Below are 16,961 nucleotides of genomic sequence, written 5' to 3'. Positions count from 1 at the left end.
GCTTGCCTATGCAATTCGACCTGCTTCACGTCGGCACGCTGGTGGCCCTCGCCCACATACTCGGCGTGGTCGCGGCATGTCACGCGATTCTCAATACCCGCACGTCACAAGGCGCGATTGCGTGGGCCGTGTCGCTGGTCGCGATGCCGTATCTCACGCTCGTCCCATACCTCTTTCTCGGGCGCAGCAAGTTTGCGGGTTACGCCGACGCGCGCCGCGTCGAAAACGAATTGCTGCGCGCGCACGCGCATCCTCCAGAGTGGGACAGGCTCGCTTCCTCGGCGCAACTCCCCGCGCATGCACTTGGCGGCAGGCTCGTCCACTCGCTCACACGGTTGGGCGGCATGCCGTTTCTGCCGGGCAATTCCGTGCGCACGCTGGTGAACGGCACTGCGACATTCGAGGCAATTTTCCAGGCCATCGAAAACGCACGCCATTACGTGATCGTGCAGTTCTTCATCGTGCGCGACGATGCGCTCGGCGAAATGTTCAAAGACGCGCTGATAGCGAAAGCACAGCAAGGCGTGCGCGTGTATTTCCTCTACGACAGCATCGGCAGCTTCGATCTGCCGCACCGCTATGTCGCGTCGCTGCGCGCGGGCGGCGTGGACACGCATCCGTTCGCCACCAATCGGCGGTTCGTCAACCGGCTGCAACTGAACTTTCGCAACCATCGCAAGATCGTTTCGGTCGACGGCGAACGCGCGTTTGTCGGCGGCCACAACGTCGGCGTTGAATATCTGGGCGGCAAGCCGCCGCTCTCCCCGTGGCGCGACACTCATATCGAAGTGCGCGGACCGGCGGTCGCCAGCATCCAGTTCGTGTTCACCGAAGACTGGTACTGGGCAACGCAGCAGTTGCCTCAACTCCATCTGCCGACGGCGCCGTCGGACGAGGTCAACTCCGCGCACCCGGCAACGGGCCACGACATGCACTGCCTCGTCGTGCCGAGCGGCCCGGCCGACAAGCAGGAAACCTGCTCGCTCTTCTTCGTCGAAGCGATCAATGCCGCGCGCGAGCGCATCTGGATTACGACGCCCTACCTGGTGCCGGACGAAGCCGTGTTCTCGGCGCTACGGCTCGCAGCGCTGCGCGGCGTTGACGTCCGCATTCTGATTCCCAGCCGGCGCGATCACGTGGTGGTGTTCGAAGCGTCGAAACTGTATGCGTACGATTCGCTGCGCGCGGGCATCCGCATTTTTCGCTACGAGCCGGGCTTCCTGCATCAGAAGGTCGTGCTGATCGACAGCGTGGCGGCGGCGGTCGGCAGCGCCAATCTCGACAACCGTTCGTTTCGCCTGAACTTCGAGATCATGGTGATGACGGTCGACCGCGATTTTGCGAAAGAAGTCGAGGCAATGCTGCTCGCCGATTTCGCCGAATCTCGTGAGATAGATCGCAACGAGTACCGCCACGCGAGCGCATTACGGCGCGTGCTGATGCATGTGGCCCGATTGTTTTCGCCAATTCTGTGAGCCGTCGCGGCACGCGCCGCGTGGTTACAGCAGTTTTTCAATGTCTTCGACAATCGCCTCGGGCTTGGTCAAAGGCGCGTAGCGCTTGACCACGTTGCCGTCACGGCCGATAAGAAACTTCGTGAAGTTCCACTTGATCGCTTCGAGACCCAGCAGACCGGGCGCCTCGCCGGTCAGATAGCGGAACAGCGGATGCGCGTTGGCACCGTTCACGTCGACCTTGTCGAACATCGGGAAAGTCACGCCGTAGTTCTTTTCGCAGAAGCTGCCGATTTGCGCCGCGTCGCCCGGCTCCTGCTTGCCGAACTGATTGCATGGGAAGCCCAGCACCGCAAGCCCGCGCGCCGCATAGCCCTCATACAGCTTCTGCAAGCCCGCATATTGCGGCGTGAAACCGCATTCGCTCGCCGTATTGACGATCAGCAAGACCTTGCCTTCGTACTGCCCGAGGCTCACTTCCTCGCCGCCTAGCGTGCGGGCCGAAAAAGAATAAATCGATGTCATGTGCTCTCCCCAGGAAAGCCGTCAGTCTATGCCAAAAGCGCGGCGGATACAGTCGGCCGAATGGCTGATGCCGGCTGAGCGCCCGGTGTCATCCCCGGCAGTCTAAAATAGCGTTTTTCTCAAGCCGGCCTCTTCGTGATCCGCTTTAACCAGTTCAGCCTCGCGCGCGGCACCAAGCCGCTCTTCGACAACACCACGTTCACCCTGAATCCCGGCGAAAAGGCGGGCCTCGTGGGAGCAAACGGCGCTGGCAAGTCGACACTGTTTGCCGTGCTGCTCGGCGAACTGCATGCGGACGGCGGCGATTTTTCGATCCCGCCGACGTGGCAGATCGCGCACGTCGCGCAGGAAACACCCGCTGCGGACAAGACCGCCCTCGCCTATACGCTCGACGGCGACGCGGCATTGCGCGCAATCGAAGCGCAGATCGCGGCCGCCTCCGCCGCGCACGACGGCGCGGCCGAAGCCAACGCGCATGCAGCCTTTGCAGACGCCGACGGCTACACCGCGCCCGCGCGCGCCGAAGCGCTGCTGCTCGGCCTCGGTTTCACGCTCGACCAGACCCGCGAACCGGTGAGCAGCTTCTCGGGCGGCTGGCGCATGCGGCTCAATCTCGCGCAGGCGCTCATGTGCCGTTCGGATCTGCTGCTGCTCGACGAACCGACCAACCACCTGGATCTCGACGCAATCGTCTGGCTCGAAGACTGGCTGCACCGCTATCCGGGCACCTTGATCGTGATCTCGCACGACCGCGAATTTCTCGATTCGGTCTGCAACGTTACGCTGCATCTCGAACAGCAGCAGATCAAGCGTTACGGCGGCAACTACTCGCAGTTCGAAGTGCTGCGCGCGCAGCAGATCGCTTTGCAACAGAGCGCATACGAAAAGCAGCAGCGCACGGTCGAGCATCTGCAGAGCTACATCAACCGCTTCAAGGCACAGGCGACCAAGGCGCGCCAGGCGCAAAGCCGCGTGAAGGCGCTCGAGAAGATGGAACTGATCGCGCCGGCGCACGCTACGTCGCCGTTCACCTTCGAATTTCGCACGCCCGATTCCGCACCGAACCCAATGATGGTGATGGAAGACGTGCGCTGCGGCTATCACAGCGAAGAAGGCGTCGAAATTCCGATCGTCGAGCGCGTGATGCTGTCTATTCAGAACGGCCAGCGCATCGGGCTGCTCGGCGCAAACGGCCAAGGCAAGTCCACGCTGATCAAGACGCTGGCCGGGACGCTCGCGCCGCTCGGCGGGCACGTGCGCGAAGGCAAAGGTCTGCGCATCGGCTACTTCGCGCAGCATCAGCTCGAAACGCTGCGCGCGGACGACACGCCCTTGCAACACCTCGCGCGCCTTGCGCCGGATACGCGCGAGCAGGAATTGCGCGACTTCCTCGGCAGCTTCAACTTTTCCGGCGAAATGGCGACGTCGAAGATCGCTCCTTTCTCCGGCGGCGAAAAGGCGCGGCTCGCACTTGCGCTGATCATCTGGCAGAAGCCGAACCTGCTCCTGCTCGACGAGCCGACCAACCACCTGGATCTCGAAACCCGGCACGCGCTGACCATGGCGCTCGCTCAGTTCGAAGGCACGCTGATCCTCGTGTCGCACGACCGGCATTTGCTGCGCGCCACGACAGATCAGTTCATGCTGGTCGCAAAGCACCGCTTGCAGGAATTCGACGGCGATCTCGACGATTACCGCGACTGGCTGCTGCAACATGCGGCCGAGCAGCGCGCGGCGTTGAAAGCGGGCAATGCGGCGAACGGCGCGTTCAATGGCGACAACGGTGCGGACGGCGGCGTGAATCGCAAGGAACAGCGCCGGCTGGAAGCGGAAACCCGTCAGAAGCTAGCGCACCTGAAGAAGCCGCTGCAAAGCCGTATCACGAAGATCGAGAAGGAGATGGACGCGCTCAACGCGGAAAAGGCGACGCTGGACGCATTTGTCGCCGATCCTGCCAGCTACGAGCCGGCTCAAAAGAGCAAACTGACGGACGCAATTCGCCGTCAGGCAGACGTGAACGCGCGCCTTGAAGCACTCGAAGCCGAATGGCTCGAGACACACGAAGAACTCGAACAAATCGGCTAGCGGGACGCTGTCCGCGATCCGCGCCGGCATCGACGAGAGGTTGGCTTTGTCATCTGCGATGTCCTCCGCTGCATCTTCCGTTTCAGCCGCCGACTCCGCTTCCAACGCGGCGTCCGCCCCGCCTCCGTTAAGAGGCCTGCGCGTGCTCGACCTCACGCGTCTGTTGCCGGGCCCGGTCGCCGCGCTGCGGCTTGCCGAACTCGGCGCCGAAGTGCTGAAAATCGAAGCGCCCGGCGCCGGTGACCCGACGCGAACAATGATGCAATCGTCAAGCGACCGCGTGGCCGGACGGCCCGGCGCGTTTTACCGGCTGGTGAATCGCGGTAAGCGCGAGACGCGGCTCGACCTCAAGTCGGAAGCAGGACGCAATGTGCTGCGAGCGCTCGCGGCCGAAGCGGACGTGTTGATCGAAAGCTTCCGGCCGGGGGTGATGGATCGGCTCGGCGTGGGCTACGCGACGCTGCGCGCGGCCAATCCGCGGCTCGTGTACTGCGCGATCAGCGGTTACGGCGCACGCGGCCCGTTCGCCGATCATGCCGGGCACGATCTGAATTACATCGGCTACGCGGGCGTTCTCGACCAACTCACCGACCGCGACGGCGCGCCGATCGTGCCGAATTTCCAGATTGCCGACCTGCTCGGCGGCGCGCTCAGCGCGGTTACGCAGATCCTCGCCGCGTTATGGCATGTATCGCGGGGCGGCGAAGGCCGTTTCGTCGACGTTTCGATGACACACGCCACTCATGCGCACAACGTGATCGCGCAGGTCGCGCTCGCTAATGGCGATTCCGCGGGAAATGCCGCGAGAGATAGCGCGGCCAGCGCCGCCGGGAACACGGCGCGAAACGCAACGGAACAGACAGGGCCAGGCGCGGGCCTGCTGAACGGCGGCGTGCCCTGCTACAACTTGTACCGTACGCTGGATGGCCGCTGGCTCGCGGTGGGTGCGCTGGAACTCAAGTTCTGGGAAAGCCTGTGCATGGCGCTCGACCGCCCCGAATGGGCCACACGCCACTGGAGTCTCGGCCAGGCGATCGGCGGGCCGGACGCCGTTGCGCTCACACGGGAACTCGCCGACGTCATCGGCTCGCGTGCGCTCGATGAATGGGTCGCGTTGCTGGAGCCGCTCGATTGCTGCGTCTCGCCAGTCTTGACGGCGGCCGAAGCGGCCCAGCATCCATTGTTCAATCCGCAAGCGCAGGACGAGCACGACGAGCATGTCGAGCATGTCGTGCCGGATGAACTCATAAATGGATCTGAAGACCCGAAGCGACGCGCGCCCTAAAGCGCGACCGGAGCACGATTGAACCGCACTTCAATACCGGCGCGAAACGTGACTGGAGCGCCGGCAAAGCGCAATCGAAGCCCGAGCCAGGCGCAACGCTCTTCAACACCTCGCGCCAGCCGGCAGCTTCACCGGCGCGCCACCGTCTGCCGCGGCAACGTCTGACGCGGCGTCTTTTCGTCGTCGTACAGCAGATGCTTGCGGCCTTCCACATGGCGATTGATGGTGGCGCGCACCTCGGCGGCGGTCGCGTCGCCGGCTACCACGCGGCGCGAAATCTGCCCCGTTCTGTCGATCCACTCGACGATCCGGCAAGTGCCGCCCCACGGCTGATGAATGGGCGCTGAGACCCGGCAGCCGCGCACTTGTATCGGCCCTTCGGCGATGGTTTCATGTGAGTGTTTCAAGGCGCGATCCTTTTTCGGGCATCGGAAGGGATGCAATAGCTTTGCAGCTTAAGGAAAAAGAAAGGGCTTGTTGGTTACAACCAACCTGGAGATATTTACGGCGCATTACGGCGCGCGCGTGGCGCACCACGCGCGCTATCGGCTTCTATTCAAGGGTGCGGACCCGGTCGATAGCCTGTTCGATACGTTCGACCGCAACAACCTGTAAGCCTTCTATCGGCTGCTTGGGCGCGTTGGCCTTTGGAATGACGGCGACCGAGAAGCCGAGCTTGGCGGCTTCCTTCAAGCGCTCCTGGCCGCGCGGCGACGGCCGGATTTCGCCGGCAAGACCTACTTCGCCGAATACCACGAGCCCTTTCGGCAGCGGCTTGTTGCGCATCGACGAATGAATGGCCAGCAGCACCGCGAGATCCGCGGCCGGCTCGGTGATCTTCACGCCGCCCACTGCGTTCAGGAACACATCCTGATCGAAACATGCGATGCCCGCGTGCCGATGCAGCACGGCGAGCAGCATCGCGAGCCGGTTCTGCTCCAGGCCGACGGCGAGACGCCGGGGATTCGGCGCATTGGCGGAATCCACCAGCGCTTGAACCTCGACCAGCAGCGGCCGCGTACCTTCCTGCGTGACCAGCACGCACGAGCCCGGCACCGACTGCTCGTGCTGCGACAGAAAGAGCGCCGACGGGTTCGCGACGCCGCGCAAGCCGCGCTCGGTCATTGCGAACACGCCGAGTTCGTTGACCGCGCCGAAGCGGTTCTTGATCGCGCGTACGAGGCGAAACGACGAGTGCGTGTCGCCCTCGAAGTACAACACCGTATCGACAATGTGCTCCAGCACCCGCGGTCCGGCGAGGGCGCCTTCCTTGGTCACGTGGCCGACCATGATGATCGTGGTGCCCGACTGCTTTGCGATGCGTGTCAATTGCGCCGCGCACTCGCGCACCTGCGCGACCGAGCCCGGCGCCGACGTGAGCGCGTCGGAATAGACGGTCTGGATCGAGTCGATGACCGCGACGTCGGGCTGCTGCTCCGCAATCGTCGCCTGAATCTTCTCAAGCTGGATTTCGGCGAGCAATTGCAGTTCGCTCGCTTTGGAGCCGGGCTCCAGCAGCGACAACCGTTGCGCGCGCAACGCAATCTGCGCGGCCGACTCTTCACCGCTGATGTAAAGCGCGCGTTTGTCGGCGGCAATCTCGGCGAGCGACTGCAGCAGCAGCGTCGATTTGCCGATGCCCGGATCGCCGCCGATCAGCACTACGCCGCCCGGCACGAGGCCGCCGCCGAGCACCCGGTCGAACTCGCCCACTCCGGTGGAAAAGCGCGGCACGTCGGAGGCTTCGATATCGGCGAGACGCCGCACCGGCGCACTCTTTGCTAGCGACTGGAAACGATGGGTGGAAGGTGTTTCGACGACCGATTCGACGAGTGTGTTCCAGGCCTGACAGGACGGGCACTGGCCCGCCCATTTTGGCGTTTGACCGCCGCATTCACTGCATACGTACAACGTTTTTGCTTTTGCCACGCGTTCTTGCCTGGTTACTGTTATTTGATGTTCCTGTCTCGAGCGCGCCGTTCGATGAAGCAGCGCGCTCCGCTATTGCCCCGCGTCAATACGCGTTGCCGGACATTACTCGGCACGCACCGGCACGCGCGGCGCGACCGCGCACATCAGCTCGTAGCCGATCGTGCCGCAGGCGCGCGCAACGTCGTCAATCGGCAGCGACGCACCCCACAACTCGACGCGCGAGCCCACGTTCGCAGTGGGAACCGGCGTGAGGTCGACGGTGAGCATGTCCATGGACACGCGTCCCACGACCCGCGTGCGCACGCCCTCGACGATCACCGGCGTGCCTTCCGGCGCGACACGCGGATAACCGTCCGCGTAACCGCACGCCACCACGCCGATGCGCATCGGCCCGCGCGCCTTGAAGAGCGAACCGTAGCCGACCGTGTGGCCTTCCGCGATGTTCTGCACGGCGATCAGTTCGGACGTGAGCGTCATGGCGGGCTGCAAGCCGGTGCCCTGGATTGCCGCGGACATGCCCGAAGGCGACGCGCCGTACAGAATGATGCCCGGGCGCACCCAGTCGAAGTGCGATTGCGGATGCCACAGCGTGGCCGCCGAATTGGCAAGGCTGCGCATGCCGGCGATGCCCTGCGCACCGCGCTCGAACGCTTCCATCTGGTGAGCCACGCCACGCTCGCTGTCGGCGTCGGAAAAATGGGTCATTAGCGTGATCTGACCGACGCCCTGACAGGCGCGCGCCCGCTCCCACGCCGCGCGGAATTTTTCCGGCGTGTAGCCGAGCCGGTTCATGCCGCTATTCATCTTCAACTGGATGTTCACAGGCTTCGAAAGCCGCGCCATTTCCAGCATGCGCAACTGCTCGTCCGAGTGGAGCGCCGTGGTCAGGCTATAGCGGTCGATGACGTCGATATCCGTCGGACGAAAAAAGCCCTCGAGCAAAAGAATCGGGCCGGCCCAACCCAATTCACGCAACTTCACGGCTTCTTCGAGGTCCAGCAACCCAAAGCCGTCCGTTGCACGCAAACCTGGGAAAGCGCGCGCAAGGCCATGGCCGTACGCATTGGCCTTCACGACCGCCCAGATCTTCGATTTAGGCGCGTAGCGGCGCGCGACGGCGAGGTTATTGGCGAGGGCGGAGGTGTGAATCGTGGCTGAGAGGGGGCGCGGCATGGAGTATTTTCGTAAAGACGCTTGCGAATCAGCGGCTTACAGGGCGTTTTCAACGCGCGGCAGCCCGCTGGGCGGTGCGATCAAGGATTCTGCTAGTCTGAATGCAGCTATTTTCATGATATAAAGCCGTGCGCACAACCCATTTCGAACGGCATAAGCCCGGACGCATAACAAACGGCCGGGGCGGACAGACCGCAGCGAGGACAGCATCGCATCAGATGAAAAAAGGTTTTTACACCATCATGGCCGCGCAGTTTTTTTCGTCGCTGGCCGACAATGCGCTTCTGATCGCTGCTATCGCACTGCTGAAAGATCTACACGCCCCGAACTGGATGACGCCGCTGCTCAAGTTGTTCTTTGTGCTGTCGTACGTCGTTCTAGCCGCCTTCGTGGGCGCCTTCGCCGATTCGCGTCCCAAAGGACGCGTGATGTTCATCACGAACACTATCAAGGTGCTCGGCTGCATCACGATGCTCGTCGGCGCGCATCCGCTTCTTGCGTATGGAATCGTGGGTTTTGGCGCGGCTGCGTATTCGCCCGCCAAATACGGGATTCTCACCGAACTGCTGCCGCCTGACAGGCTCGTCGCCGCAAACGGCTGGATTGAAGGCACCACGGTCGGCTCGATCATTCTCGGTACGGTGCTCGGCGGCGCGCTGATCAGTCCGCATATTGCTGCGCCGATCCTGCGGCACCATATCCCCACGGTCAACACGCCCGCTGAAGCGGCGATGCTGGTCATCATGGTGATCTACGTCATTGCAGCGCTCTTCAATCTGCGCATTCCCGACACCGGCGCGCGCTACCCGAAGCAGGAACGCGGCCCGATCAAACTCGTCACCGATTTCGCCGACTGTTTTCTCGTGCTGTGGCGCGACAAGCTCGGGCAGATCTCGCTCGCGGTCACAACGCTGTTCTGGGGCGCGGGCGCGACGCTGCAATTCATCGTGCTGAAGTGGGCGGAAGTGTCGCTCAACATGTCGCTCTCCGAAGCGGCAATCCTGCAGGCGGTGGTGGCCGTCGGCGTCGCGGGCGGCGCGATCTTCGCGGCCTCGCGCGTGCCGCTGAAGAAGTCGCTGTCGGTGCTGCCGGTGGGCATCATGATGGGGCTTGCCGTCATGCTCATGGCTTTCTATACACGTAACCTGTTCCCTTCGCACTGGGGGCTGTACTTCGGCCGGATGCACGTGCCGGGTTATCTGATCGTCGCTTATGTCTTCCTGATGATCGTCGGCGGCCTGTCGGGCTTCTTCGTCGTACCGATGAATGCGCTGCTCCAGCATCGCGGCCACGTGTTGCTGTCGGCGGGTCACTCGATCGCCGTGCAGAACTTCAACGAGAACCTCTCCGTGCTCGTCATGCTGTGCCTGTACGCGGTGCTCGTCTGGCTCGACGTGCCGGTCACGGCGGTCATCGTGCTGTTCGGCACCTTCGTCTGCCTGATGATGTGGCTCGTGATGCGGCGTCACCAGGCGAACCAGCGTGCGTTCGACTCCGTCGCGCTGATCGGCGAAGTCAAGCACTAACGCGTCGGGGCGCGTCCGCTTCTGCTGCCGCCCTCGCGCCTTCATCCTCTACCGCTTTGCGATGACTCAACCGATTCCCAATGTGCTGACCATCGCCGGTTCCGATTCGGGCGGCGGCGCCGGCATTCAGGCCGATCTGAAGGCTTTCTCGGCGCTCGGCGCTTACGGCGCGAGCGTGATTACCGCGCTCACCGCGCAGAACACGCGCGGAGTCACCGCGATCCACGCGCCGGACGCGGGCTTCATCACCGCCCAAATGGACGCCGTGTTCGACGATATCCGCATCGACGCGGTAAAGATCGGCATGCTCGCCAACGCGTCGATTGTCCGTGCAGTTGCCGACGCGTTGCGGCGGCACAAGCCCACGTACATCGTGCTCGATACGGTGATGATTTCGAAGAGCAACCATGCGCTCTTGCTGCCGGATGCGGTCGCCGCATTGCGCGAAGAACTACTGCCGCTCGCCGATCTGCTGACGCCCAATCTTCCTGAAGCCGCCGCACTGCTCGACGGCGTGCAACCGGCTGCCGACGAAGCGGGCATGGTCGAGCAAGGCGAAGCGCTGCGCGCGCTCGGCGCCCGCGCGGTGCTGATGAAAGGCGGTCATTTGAGCGCAACCGACAGTCCGGACTGGCTGATCCAGGAAAGCGGCACGCTGCGGCTGGGTGGCCCACGTGTGCCGGTGAAGAACACGCATGGAACGGGCTGCACGCTGTCGTCGGCGATCGCAGCACTGATGCCGCAACGCGACGATCTGGCGAGCGCGGTCGCGGATGCCAAGGAGTACCTGACCGGCGCATTGCAGGCGAGCGATCGGCTCGACGTCGGCAACGGCGTCGGCCCCGTGCATCATTTCTATCGATGGTGGTAACGCGGCCGCGCTACTGCCTTGCGTAGGCCTGAGCCTGCTCAGGCCACTCGTCGGGTACGACAAAGCCACGCGAGCGTTCAACCAGGTTGCCCGCCGTGTCTTCTGCCAATGCGGCGATCATAGTCGGGCCGGTTTGCTGGGTGCTTCGAGCGGTGAGCGTTAGCGGATCGATCGAAGCCCTGCTGGCGGTCTGCTCCGCGTCTTGACCATAATGCCGGGGCGCCAGCCATTCGAGCCGCGGCAAGACGCGCCAATGCTGCGCATGCGCCGCTGCAAAGTCCGGCCACTCACTCCGTGTCACCCACCAGCCGCGGCCATGCGCGGGATCCAGTTCGGCCGCATCTGCCGGCGTTTCGCCATGCCGATAGAACAACCATCCTTTGACGAACATTTGGGGCGTCCACGGTCCCGGATAACCCGTCGATGCAAAATCTTCGCGCGCGCTCAAGGGCAATTGATGACTGAGCAGATGGGCGAGCTTGAGGTCGAAGCGGTCCTTGAGGTTCGGGCCGACATAGTCCGATAACTGCGATGACGTGAGCGATGATGCGGACGGTGATAGCGGCGCGGTTCGCGCGTCGACATTGCCGGCATGCAGATAGCATTTCACCGCAAGCTCCCAGTGAAGCCGCGCACCCTCTTGCGTGTGTAGCAGGAAATCGCATTCGCCCAGCGTGACCCCCGCACGCCGCAGCGGCACGCCCGCCGCGACCAGCCTGGCCGTGGGGCCATGTTGCAGGAACCAGCCGAGCAAGCGTTCGGCGTAGCGGCCGAGGCGAGTCATGCGCGTTGCGGCGAGATCGTCATGCAGCGGAGCGGGCGCTGCGTCGAGCGCGCACAGCCAGTCGACGATGTCGTCGAGTTGCCGCAAGGACGCGAATGGAGTAGCGAGTTCGCCCACCGGCGGTTGCGGACGCAACAAATCGGCGCTCAACAACAGCCAGGCGAGATCGCGAACTGCGCAGTCGCGCAGCCTGTCGAGCAATGTGGGAAGAACGGCCTGCGCGCTGGCGGCATCGGCTGGAACGGAATCTCCGTTCCCAACAGCCGCTCCGACCGAGTAAGCGCCGGCGACGGTTTTGCGCGCCGCCGGCTCATCCGCGCTCACTGTTTTGCCGCGTTCGACGCTGCGCCGCCGGCCGCACGCCACGTATCGCGCGCGAGACACAAATCGGCCCATGCTTTGGCCTTGTCCGGCAGGCTACGCAGCAGATAAGCCGGGTGATAGGTGACGATTACCGGCACACCCTCGTACTCGTGGACGCGGCCGCGCAACGACGAAATGCTCGCGTCGGTCTTGAGCAGGCTTTGCGCGGCGAAGCGACCGAGCGCTACGATGAGCTTCGGCTTTACGAGCCCCACCTGGCGTTGCAGATAGGGTTCGCAGCGCGCGACTTCATCAGGCTCGGGATTGCGGTTGCCGGGCGGCCGGCACTTGATGACGTTCGCGATATACACGTTCGCGTCGCGCGCCAGCGTGAGTGAGCGCAGCATGTTGTCGAGCAGCTTGCCGGCCTGGCCGACGAACGGCTCGCCCACGCGGTCTTCGTTCTCGCCGGGCGCTTCGCCGATCAGCATCCAGTCGGCGTTCCGATCGCCTACGCCGAAAACCGTCCTGGTGCGTTTCTCGCACAGCCGGCAACGCTCGCAGGTTGACACCCGCTCGCTCAGCGCGTCCCAGTCGAGCGTGTGGATCGCGGGAGGTTGAGGCGTGTCGCCGAGCGCATGCATCGGTGCGCCAGCGTCGCCCGGCGGATGAAGAGGGAGATCGTCGAACCAGGCGAAGTCGTCGGCGGGAGGAGCGTCGAATGACGACGACTCCGGCATATGCGGCTCGGTGCTGGCGCTTGCCGGATTGCGGCTTTCGGCGGCACGTGGCGCGCGCTGCTGCGTCGCCTCCGCGCCATTTGCCGATTGATCTGAGCGGCGCGAGGACTGTTCCGCACGCGCAGCCGGCTCTGCCTGCAGCGAATCATTCAGCTGCGCTTCCGGCTGGGACCGCTGTGTTTCGAGACCTCGCGCATCGTTTCCAATCCGCGTCTGCGTCGGCGTCTGCATCTGCTCGTTGTCGGCTTGTCGCGACGGCTCTGCCGCGCGCATAGCCGGCGTGAGCGACTTCTGCGGCGTCAATCCAACCGAAGAAGGCTCGCCCGCATCGAGCCGCGTGAGGTCGCTTGCACGGTGCGGGCGCGGCGCGTCGGCGCCCTGCTCCGCGCCGGGTTCGTCAGCGGCTTCCGGCGTCGCGGCCATCCCGCGACGCACCCAGCGCGGCGCGAGCCCGAACTCTTCCAGTACTGATTCATGCAGCGCCATCCGCGCCCTCCCTGACAAACGATAAACGCATCACGATGGCGTCCTCCCGGCTGCGATGCCGCGCCGGATAATAGTTTTTGCGCCGGCCGATCGACGCGAAGCCGAAACGCTCATAGAGCCGGATGGCGCGATGATTCGACGGCCTCACCTCCAGCAGCAAACCGTCGAGTTTCTCGGCGCGGGTAATGCGCACGGCTTCCCGCAGTAGCGCGAGTCCTGCGCCCGCCCCTTGAGCGGCGGGCGTCACGCACAGATTCAGCAGATGCATTTCGTCGACGACCGGCATCAGCACGCAATAGCCGATCAACGTACCCGTCACATGCCGCAGACAGACGCCGAAATAGCCGTTGCGCAGGGAGTCGCCGAAATTGACGCGGCTCCAGGGGAATTCATAGGCGAGCTTTTCAATGGCGGCCACTTCGTCGAGGTCGCCTTCGGTCATGGGCGACATGTAGCGGTCCGCCAGCAGCACGCCGCTCATTGCCGTCCCTCGCGAGGCTCGGCGTGATGAGCGAGCGCCGCGGCCTGCTCCGCCTTGGCGGCCTTTTCCGCGATGCGCTCGGCCGTGGTTTGCGCGACCTTGTTCCGGATGTACTCGGGCGCGGCCTGATCGGCCGGCACCGTGCGGCCCGCGTGGAACGCGCGCAATGCGGCGTACGCGAGCGGCAGCGCATGCGGCAATGCTTCATGATCGACGGTTCGGGCGGCTGCGAGCGCCGGCAGCCGCGCGCCGAAGGCCGCGGCGGCGTTGCCCGCGAGCGTGAACGGTTCGTCGGGTAACACGAGCCGCTCGGGCGTATCGAGCGAGGCGCGTTGAACGGTGCGCCATTCGCCGTCAACCTCGTTCCACGCGTAGTCGGCCCAGTAGATTTCGTCCATGCGGGCGTCGAGCGCCGCCAGCACGCGCGTAGCGGCCGGATCGCGGCGCCGCGCACTCTCCGCGCAAACCAGCAGCGTGCTAACCGGCACCACCGGCAGATCGAGGCCGAACGACAGCCCCTGCGCGGCGCCAGTCGCCGTGCGAAGGCCGGTGAACGAGCCGGGACCTGAACCGAACGCAATGGCGTTGCAGTCGGCGAGGGTCAGGCCGGCTTCGTCGAAAAGTTCGCGGATTGCGGGCAGCAGGCGGGTGCTGGACACGGCGCCCGTCTGCTCGTGACGGACCCACACACGCGACTCGGCGCGCGCGTGGCCCGCTGCACCGGCGTCGGCGGCAGACAGAAGCGCTACCGAGCAGAATTCGGTGGAAGTATCGAGGGCAAGAAGCACTGTTTGAGTCATGGACCGTATTGTAATCGGCGCCGCGCGCGCGGATGCGGTTTGGTCTCGGCTGCAACGCGCGTTGTGATCACGAGGTCCACGCGCCCCGCTCGCAGGCGCCTTGCGTTTGGAGTAAGCCCTCGGCCACGCCGTGGCATGCAATTGCTATGATCGTCGGCCACCTAACCATCCCGCCGGAGAGCACGACGATGACGGACCTCGACACGCAATTCACCCAAGCCCAGGAAGACGTCAAACAACTGCCGGAGCGTCCGGGCAACCTCACACTGCTGCGCCTTTACGCCCTCTACAAGCAAGCCAGCGAAGGCGACGTTCAAGGCGACAAGCCGGGCTTCACGGATATCGTCGGCAAATACAAGTACGACGCGTGGGCAGCGCTCAAGGGCACTGCGCAGGACGCCGCCAAGCAGCAGTACGTGGAACTGGTCGAATCGCTGAAGAGCGGCGCGTCCGCGTAAACTGCAATTGGCGCCGGAGCCGCTCGCAGCGGTGCGTCGCTCTATCTCAAGCGCCAGAGTCGCGCCAGGAAATGTCTTAACAGTGGCGCAGTGCAACAAATACCTATACAATGTTGCCTGCGCTTCACTGCTTTGCCCGGTTTTTCACTATCGGCCTTTGCGGCGCAGCGCCTCGTAGCGTTTAGCTCCAATCCAGTTTAGAACCTGTCCCCTCCTGCCTAGCCCCCTACGGGCGATCATGTCCCAGGCTGGCGGCAAGCCAATGTTGGCCTGTCGCATCCGATACAGCTTCTAACGAAAAACTCGCCTTTATTGTTGCGAGTTGCCCCCGTTTTTCGATTTGCTCGCTGCTTCTTTGCTCGCTGAATCCGACGACTTGGGTATGCCGATTGGCGCCGACGTTTTAATTCCCTGTGTTTCAAGGATTCTCATGACTTCGAGCAATACCCCCAGCAGCCCGTTGAACGCCATCGCCGACCAAGCCCTCGGTCTCGCCGACGCACCCGTGCAAGCCGCAGCCGTTGCTGCCGCGCCGGCCGTCGCCGCTGAAGCCGCCGCGCCCGCCGGTCCGACGTTCGCGTCGCTCGGCCTGTCCGCGGATGTCGTCTCCGCGCTGACCGCCGCTGGCTACCAGAACCCGACGCCGGTTCAGCAACGCGCAGTTCCGGCTGGCATCGCCGGCCGCGACCTGCTGGTTTCGAGCCCGACCGGTTCGGGCAAGACCGCTGCCTTCATGCTGCCCGCCATCGAACGTTTCTCGCAATTGCAGAAGGCGCAAGCCAGCCAGCCGCGCGAACCGCGTCCGGCTGACGGCGCACGTACGCGCCGCCCGCAACCGGTTGCCCGTCCGACCATGCTGGTGCTGACGCCGACTCGCGAACTCGCGATGCAGGTCACCACCGCCGCCGCTACGTACGGCAAACATCTGAAACGCCTGCGCACCGTCAGCATTCTGGGCGGCGTCGCTTATGGCCAGCAATTGATGCTGCTTGCAAAGAACCCGGAAATCCTGGTTGCCACGCCGGGCCGTCTGATCGACCACCTGGAACGCGGCCGTATCGACCTGTCGCAATTGCAGATTCTCGTGCTCGACGAAGCTGACCGCATGCTCGACATGGGCTTCATCGAAGACATCGAGACGATCGTCGCGGCCACGCCGGCCACGCGTCAGACCATGCTCTTCTCGGCCACGCTCGACGGCAAGATCGGTTCGCTGACCGGCCGCCTGTTGAAGGATCCGGAGCGTATCGAGATCGTCCAGCGCCTCGAACAGCGCACCAACATCGCGCAAACCGTTCATTACGTCGACGACCGCGATCACAAGGACCGTCTGCTCGACCATCTGCTGCGCGACGCGGGCCTCGACCAGGCTATCGTCTTCACGGCGACCAAGATGGACGCGGACCAACTGGCCGGCCGTCTTGCTGACGCTGGTTTCGAATCGGCAGCACTGCACGGCGATCTGCCGCAAGGCGCGCGTAATCGCACAATCAAGGCACTGCGCGAGCGTCGCGTTCGCGTGCTGGTCGCAACGGACGTCGCCGCTCGCGGTATCGACATTCCGGGCATCACGCACGTGTTCAACTACGACCTGCCGAAGTTCGCCGAAGACTACGTGCACCGTATCGGCCGCACTGGCCGTGCCGGTCGCTCGGGTATCGCCGTGAGCCTCGTGCATCACGCCGAACAGGGCGCACTGAAGCGCATCGAGCGCTTCGTCCGTACTCCGCTGCCGGTCAACGTCGTCGCTGGCTTCGAGCCGCGCAAGTCGGCTCCGTCTGGTAACGGCCGTCCTGGCTTTGGCGGCCGTGGCCGTCCGGGCGGCGGCAATGGCGGCGGACGCCGCTTTGGCAGCGGCTCGGGCAAGCCGGCCGGTAACGGCAGCAGCTCGCGCAGCGGCACCGGCGGCGGTTGGGCCGGCAAGTCGGCTGGCGGCGGTTCGCGTGACGGCGGCTTCGGCGGCGGTTCGCGTGAAGGCTACGGCGGCTCGCGTGACGGCGGCTACGGCGCACGCCGCAGCGACGGCCCGCGTACCGCGCGTCGCGGCAGCTAAAGCGC

15 protein-coding genes are annotated in these 16,961 nt (G+C 64.4%); 7 read left to right on the top strand and 8 right to left on the bottom strand.

What is annotated here, in order from left to right; genetic code table 11:
* The first annotated feature begins 8 nt into the window (after positions 1-8).
* Entirely contained in the window at positions 9-1,475 is a 1,467-nt protein-coding gene (gene cls / locus H281_RS0103055) for a cardiolipin synthase (RefSeq protein WP_020065614.1), read from the top strand.
* A 24-nt stretch (positions 1,476-1,499) separates the two neighbouring features.
* Here cls and H281_RS0103050 read toward each other — a convergent pair whose 3' ends face one another.
* Positions 1,500-1,979: a glutathione peroxidase gene (locus H281_RS0103050; RefSeq protein ID WP_020065613.1), complete on the bottom strand. Its 480-nt coding sequence runs from the start codon at positions 1,977-1,979 to the stop codon at positions 1,500-1,502.
* Positions 1,980-2,114: 135 nt separating this feature from the next.
* Here H281_RS0103050 and H281_RS0103045 point away from each other — a divergent pair, with 135 nt between their 5' ends.
* Entirely contained in the window at positions 2,115-4,064 is a 1,950-nt protein-coding gene (locus tag H281_RS0103045) for an ATP-binding cassette domain-containing protein (RefSeq protein ID WP_020065612.1), read from the top strand.
* A 58-nt stretch (positions 4,065-4,122) separates the two neighbouring features.
* On the top strand, positions 4,123-5,349 hold the full coding sequence (locus H281_RS0103040; RefSeq protein ID WP_277394728.1) for a CaiB/BaiF CoA transferase family protein: 1,227 nt from the start codon (positions 4,123-4,125) through the stop codon (positions 5,347-5,349).
* Positions 5,350-5,477: 128 nt separating this feature from the next.
* Here the strand turns inward: H281_RS0103040 and H281_RS0103035 are convergent, their stop codons facing one another.
* The 3 genes from H281_RS0103035 to alr form a co-directional block, all read right to left on the bottom strand.
* A complete protein-coding gene (locus H281_RS0103035) occupies positions 5,478-5,756 on the bottom strand; it encodes a DUF2866 domain-containing protein (protein WP_020065610.1) in 279 nt (92 codons plus the stop codon).
* A 145-nt stretch (positions 5,757-5,901) separates the two neighbouring features.
* Positions 5,902-7,278, bottom strand: coding sequence for a DNA repair protein RadA (gene radA, locus H281_RS0103030; RefSeq protein WP_020065609.1), 1,377 nt, complete (start codon positions 7,276-7,278; stop codon positions 5,902-5,904).
* A gap of 105 nt (positions 7,279-7,383) precedes the next feature.
* Positions 7,384-8,454, bottom strand: coding sequence for an alanine racemase (gene alr / locus H281_RS0103025; protein ID WP_020065608.1), 1,071 nt, complete (start codon positions 8,452-8,454; stop codon positions 7,384-7,386).
* Between the two features lie 218 nt (positions 8,455-8,672).
* On the opposite strand from alr, the gene lplT reads away from it, so the two are divergent.
* Both lplT and thiD read left to right on the top strand, forming a co-directional pair.
* A complete protein-coding gene (gene lplT, locus H281_RS0103020) occupies positions 8,673-9,980 on the top strand; it encodes a lysophospholipid transporter LplT (protein ID WP_020065607.1) in 1,308 nt (435 codons plus the stop codon).
* Between the two features lie 61 nt (positions 9,981-10,041).
* Positions 10,042-10,851 carry a bifunctional hydroxymethylpyrimidine kinase/phosphomethylpyrimidine kinase gene (thiD, locus tag H281_RS0103015; protein ID WP_020065606.1) on the top strand — a complete coding sequence of 270 codons (810 nt, stop codon included), beginning with the start codon at positions 10,042-10,044 and terminating at the stop codon, positions 10,849-10,851.
* A 10-nt stretch (positions 10,852-10,861) separates the two neighbouring features.
* Here the strand turns inward: thiD and H281_RS0103010 are convergent, their stop codons facing one another.
* The 4 genes from H281_RS0103010 to tsaB are packed head-to-tail and all read right to left on the bottom strand — an operon-like array spanning position 10,862 to position 14,445.
* Positions 10,862-12,001, bottom strand: coding sequence for a DUF1853 family protein (locus H281_RS0103010; protein WP_020065605.1), 1,140 nt, complete (start codon positions 11,999-12,001; stop codon positions 10,862-10,864).
* On the bottom strand, positions 11,956-13,164 hold the full coding sequence (locus tag H281_RS0103005; protein ID WP_020065604.1) for a uracil-DNA glycosylase: 1,209 nt from the start codon (positions 13,162-13,164) through the stop codon (positions 11,956-11,958). Before H281_RS0103005 ends, H281_RS0103010 begins: the two co-directional genes overlap by 46 nt.
* Positions 13,151-13,645 carry a ribosomal protein S18-alanine N-acetyltransferase gene (gene rimI, locus H281_RS0103000; protein WP_020065603.1) on the bottom strand — a complete coding sequence of 165 codons (495 nt, stop codon included), beginning with the start codon at positions 13,643-13,645 and terminating at the stop codon, positions 13,151-13,153. Before rimI ends, H281_RS0103005 begins: the two co-directional genes overlap by 14 nt.
* The gene (tsaB, locus tag H281_RS0102995; protein ID WP_020065602.1) at positions 13,642-14,445 is read right to left on the bottom strand and encodes a tRNA (adenosine(37)-N6)-threonylcarbamoyltransferase complex dimerization subunit type 1 TsaB; all 804 of its coding nucleotides are present in this window, start codon (positions 14,443-14,445) and stop codon (positions 13,642-13,644) included. The genes rimI and tsaB overlap by 4 nt, the downstream gene beginning before the upstream one ends.
* A gap of 188 nt (positions 14,446-14,633) precedes the next feature.
* Here tsaB and H281_RS0102990 point away from each other — a divergent pair, with 188 nt between their 5' ends.
* Together H281_RS0102990 and H281_RS0102985 are read left to right on the top strand one after the other, a co-directional pair.
* Positions 14,634-14,903, top strand: coding sequence for an acyl-CoA-binding protein (locus tag H281_RS0102990; protein ID WP_027775355.1), 270 nt, complete (start codon positions 14,634-14,636; stop codon positions 14,901-14,903).
* Positions 14,904-15,333: 430 nt separating this feature from the next.
* Complete coding sequence (locus tag H281_RS0102985; protein ID WP_020065600.1) at positions 15,334-16,956, top strand: DEAD/DEAH box helicase; 1,623 nt, start codon at positions 15,334-15,336, stop codon at positions 16,954-16,956.
* Positions 16,957-16,961: the final 5 nt, after the last annotated feature.

Source organism: Paraburkholderia caledonica (assembly GCF_000383275.1).
Classification (GTDB): domain Bacteria; phylum Pseudomonadota; class Gammaproteobacteria; order Burkholderiales; family Burkholderiaceae; genus Paraburkholderia; species Paraburkholderia caledonica.
Note: the sequence above shows the minus strand (reverse complement) of the source record. Positions and strands in the feature narration are given on the sequence as shown.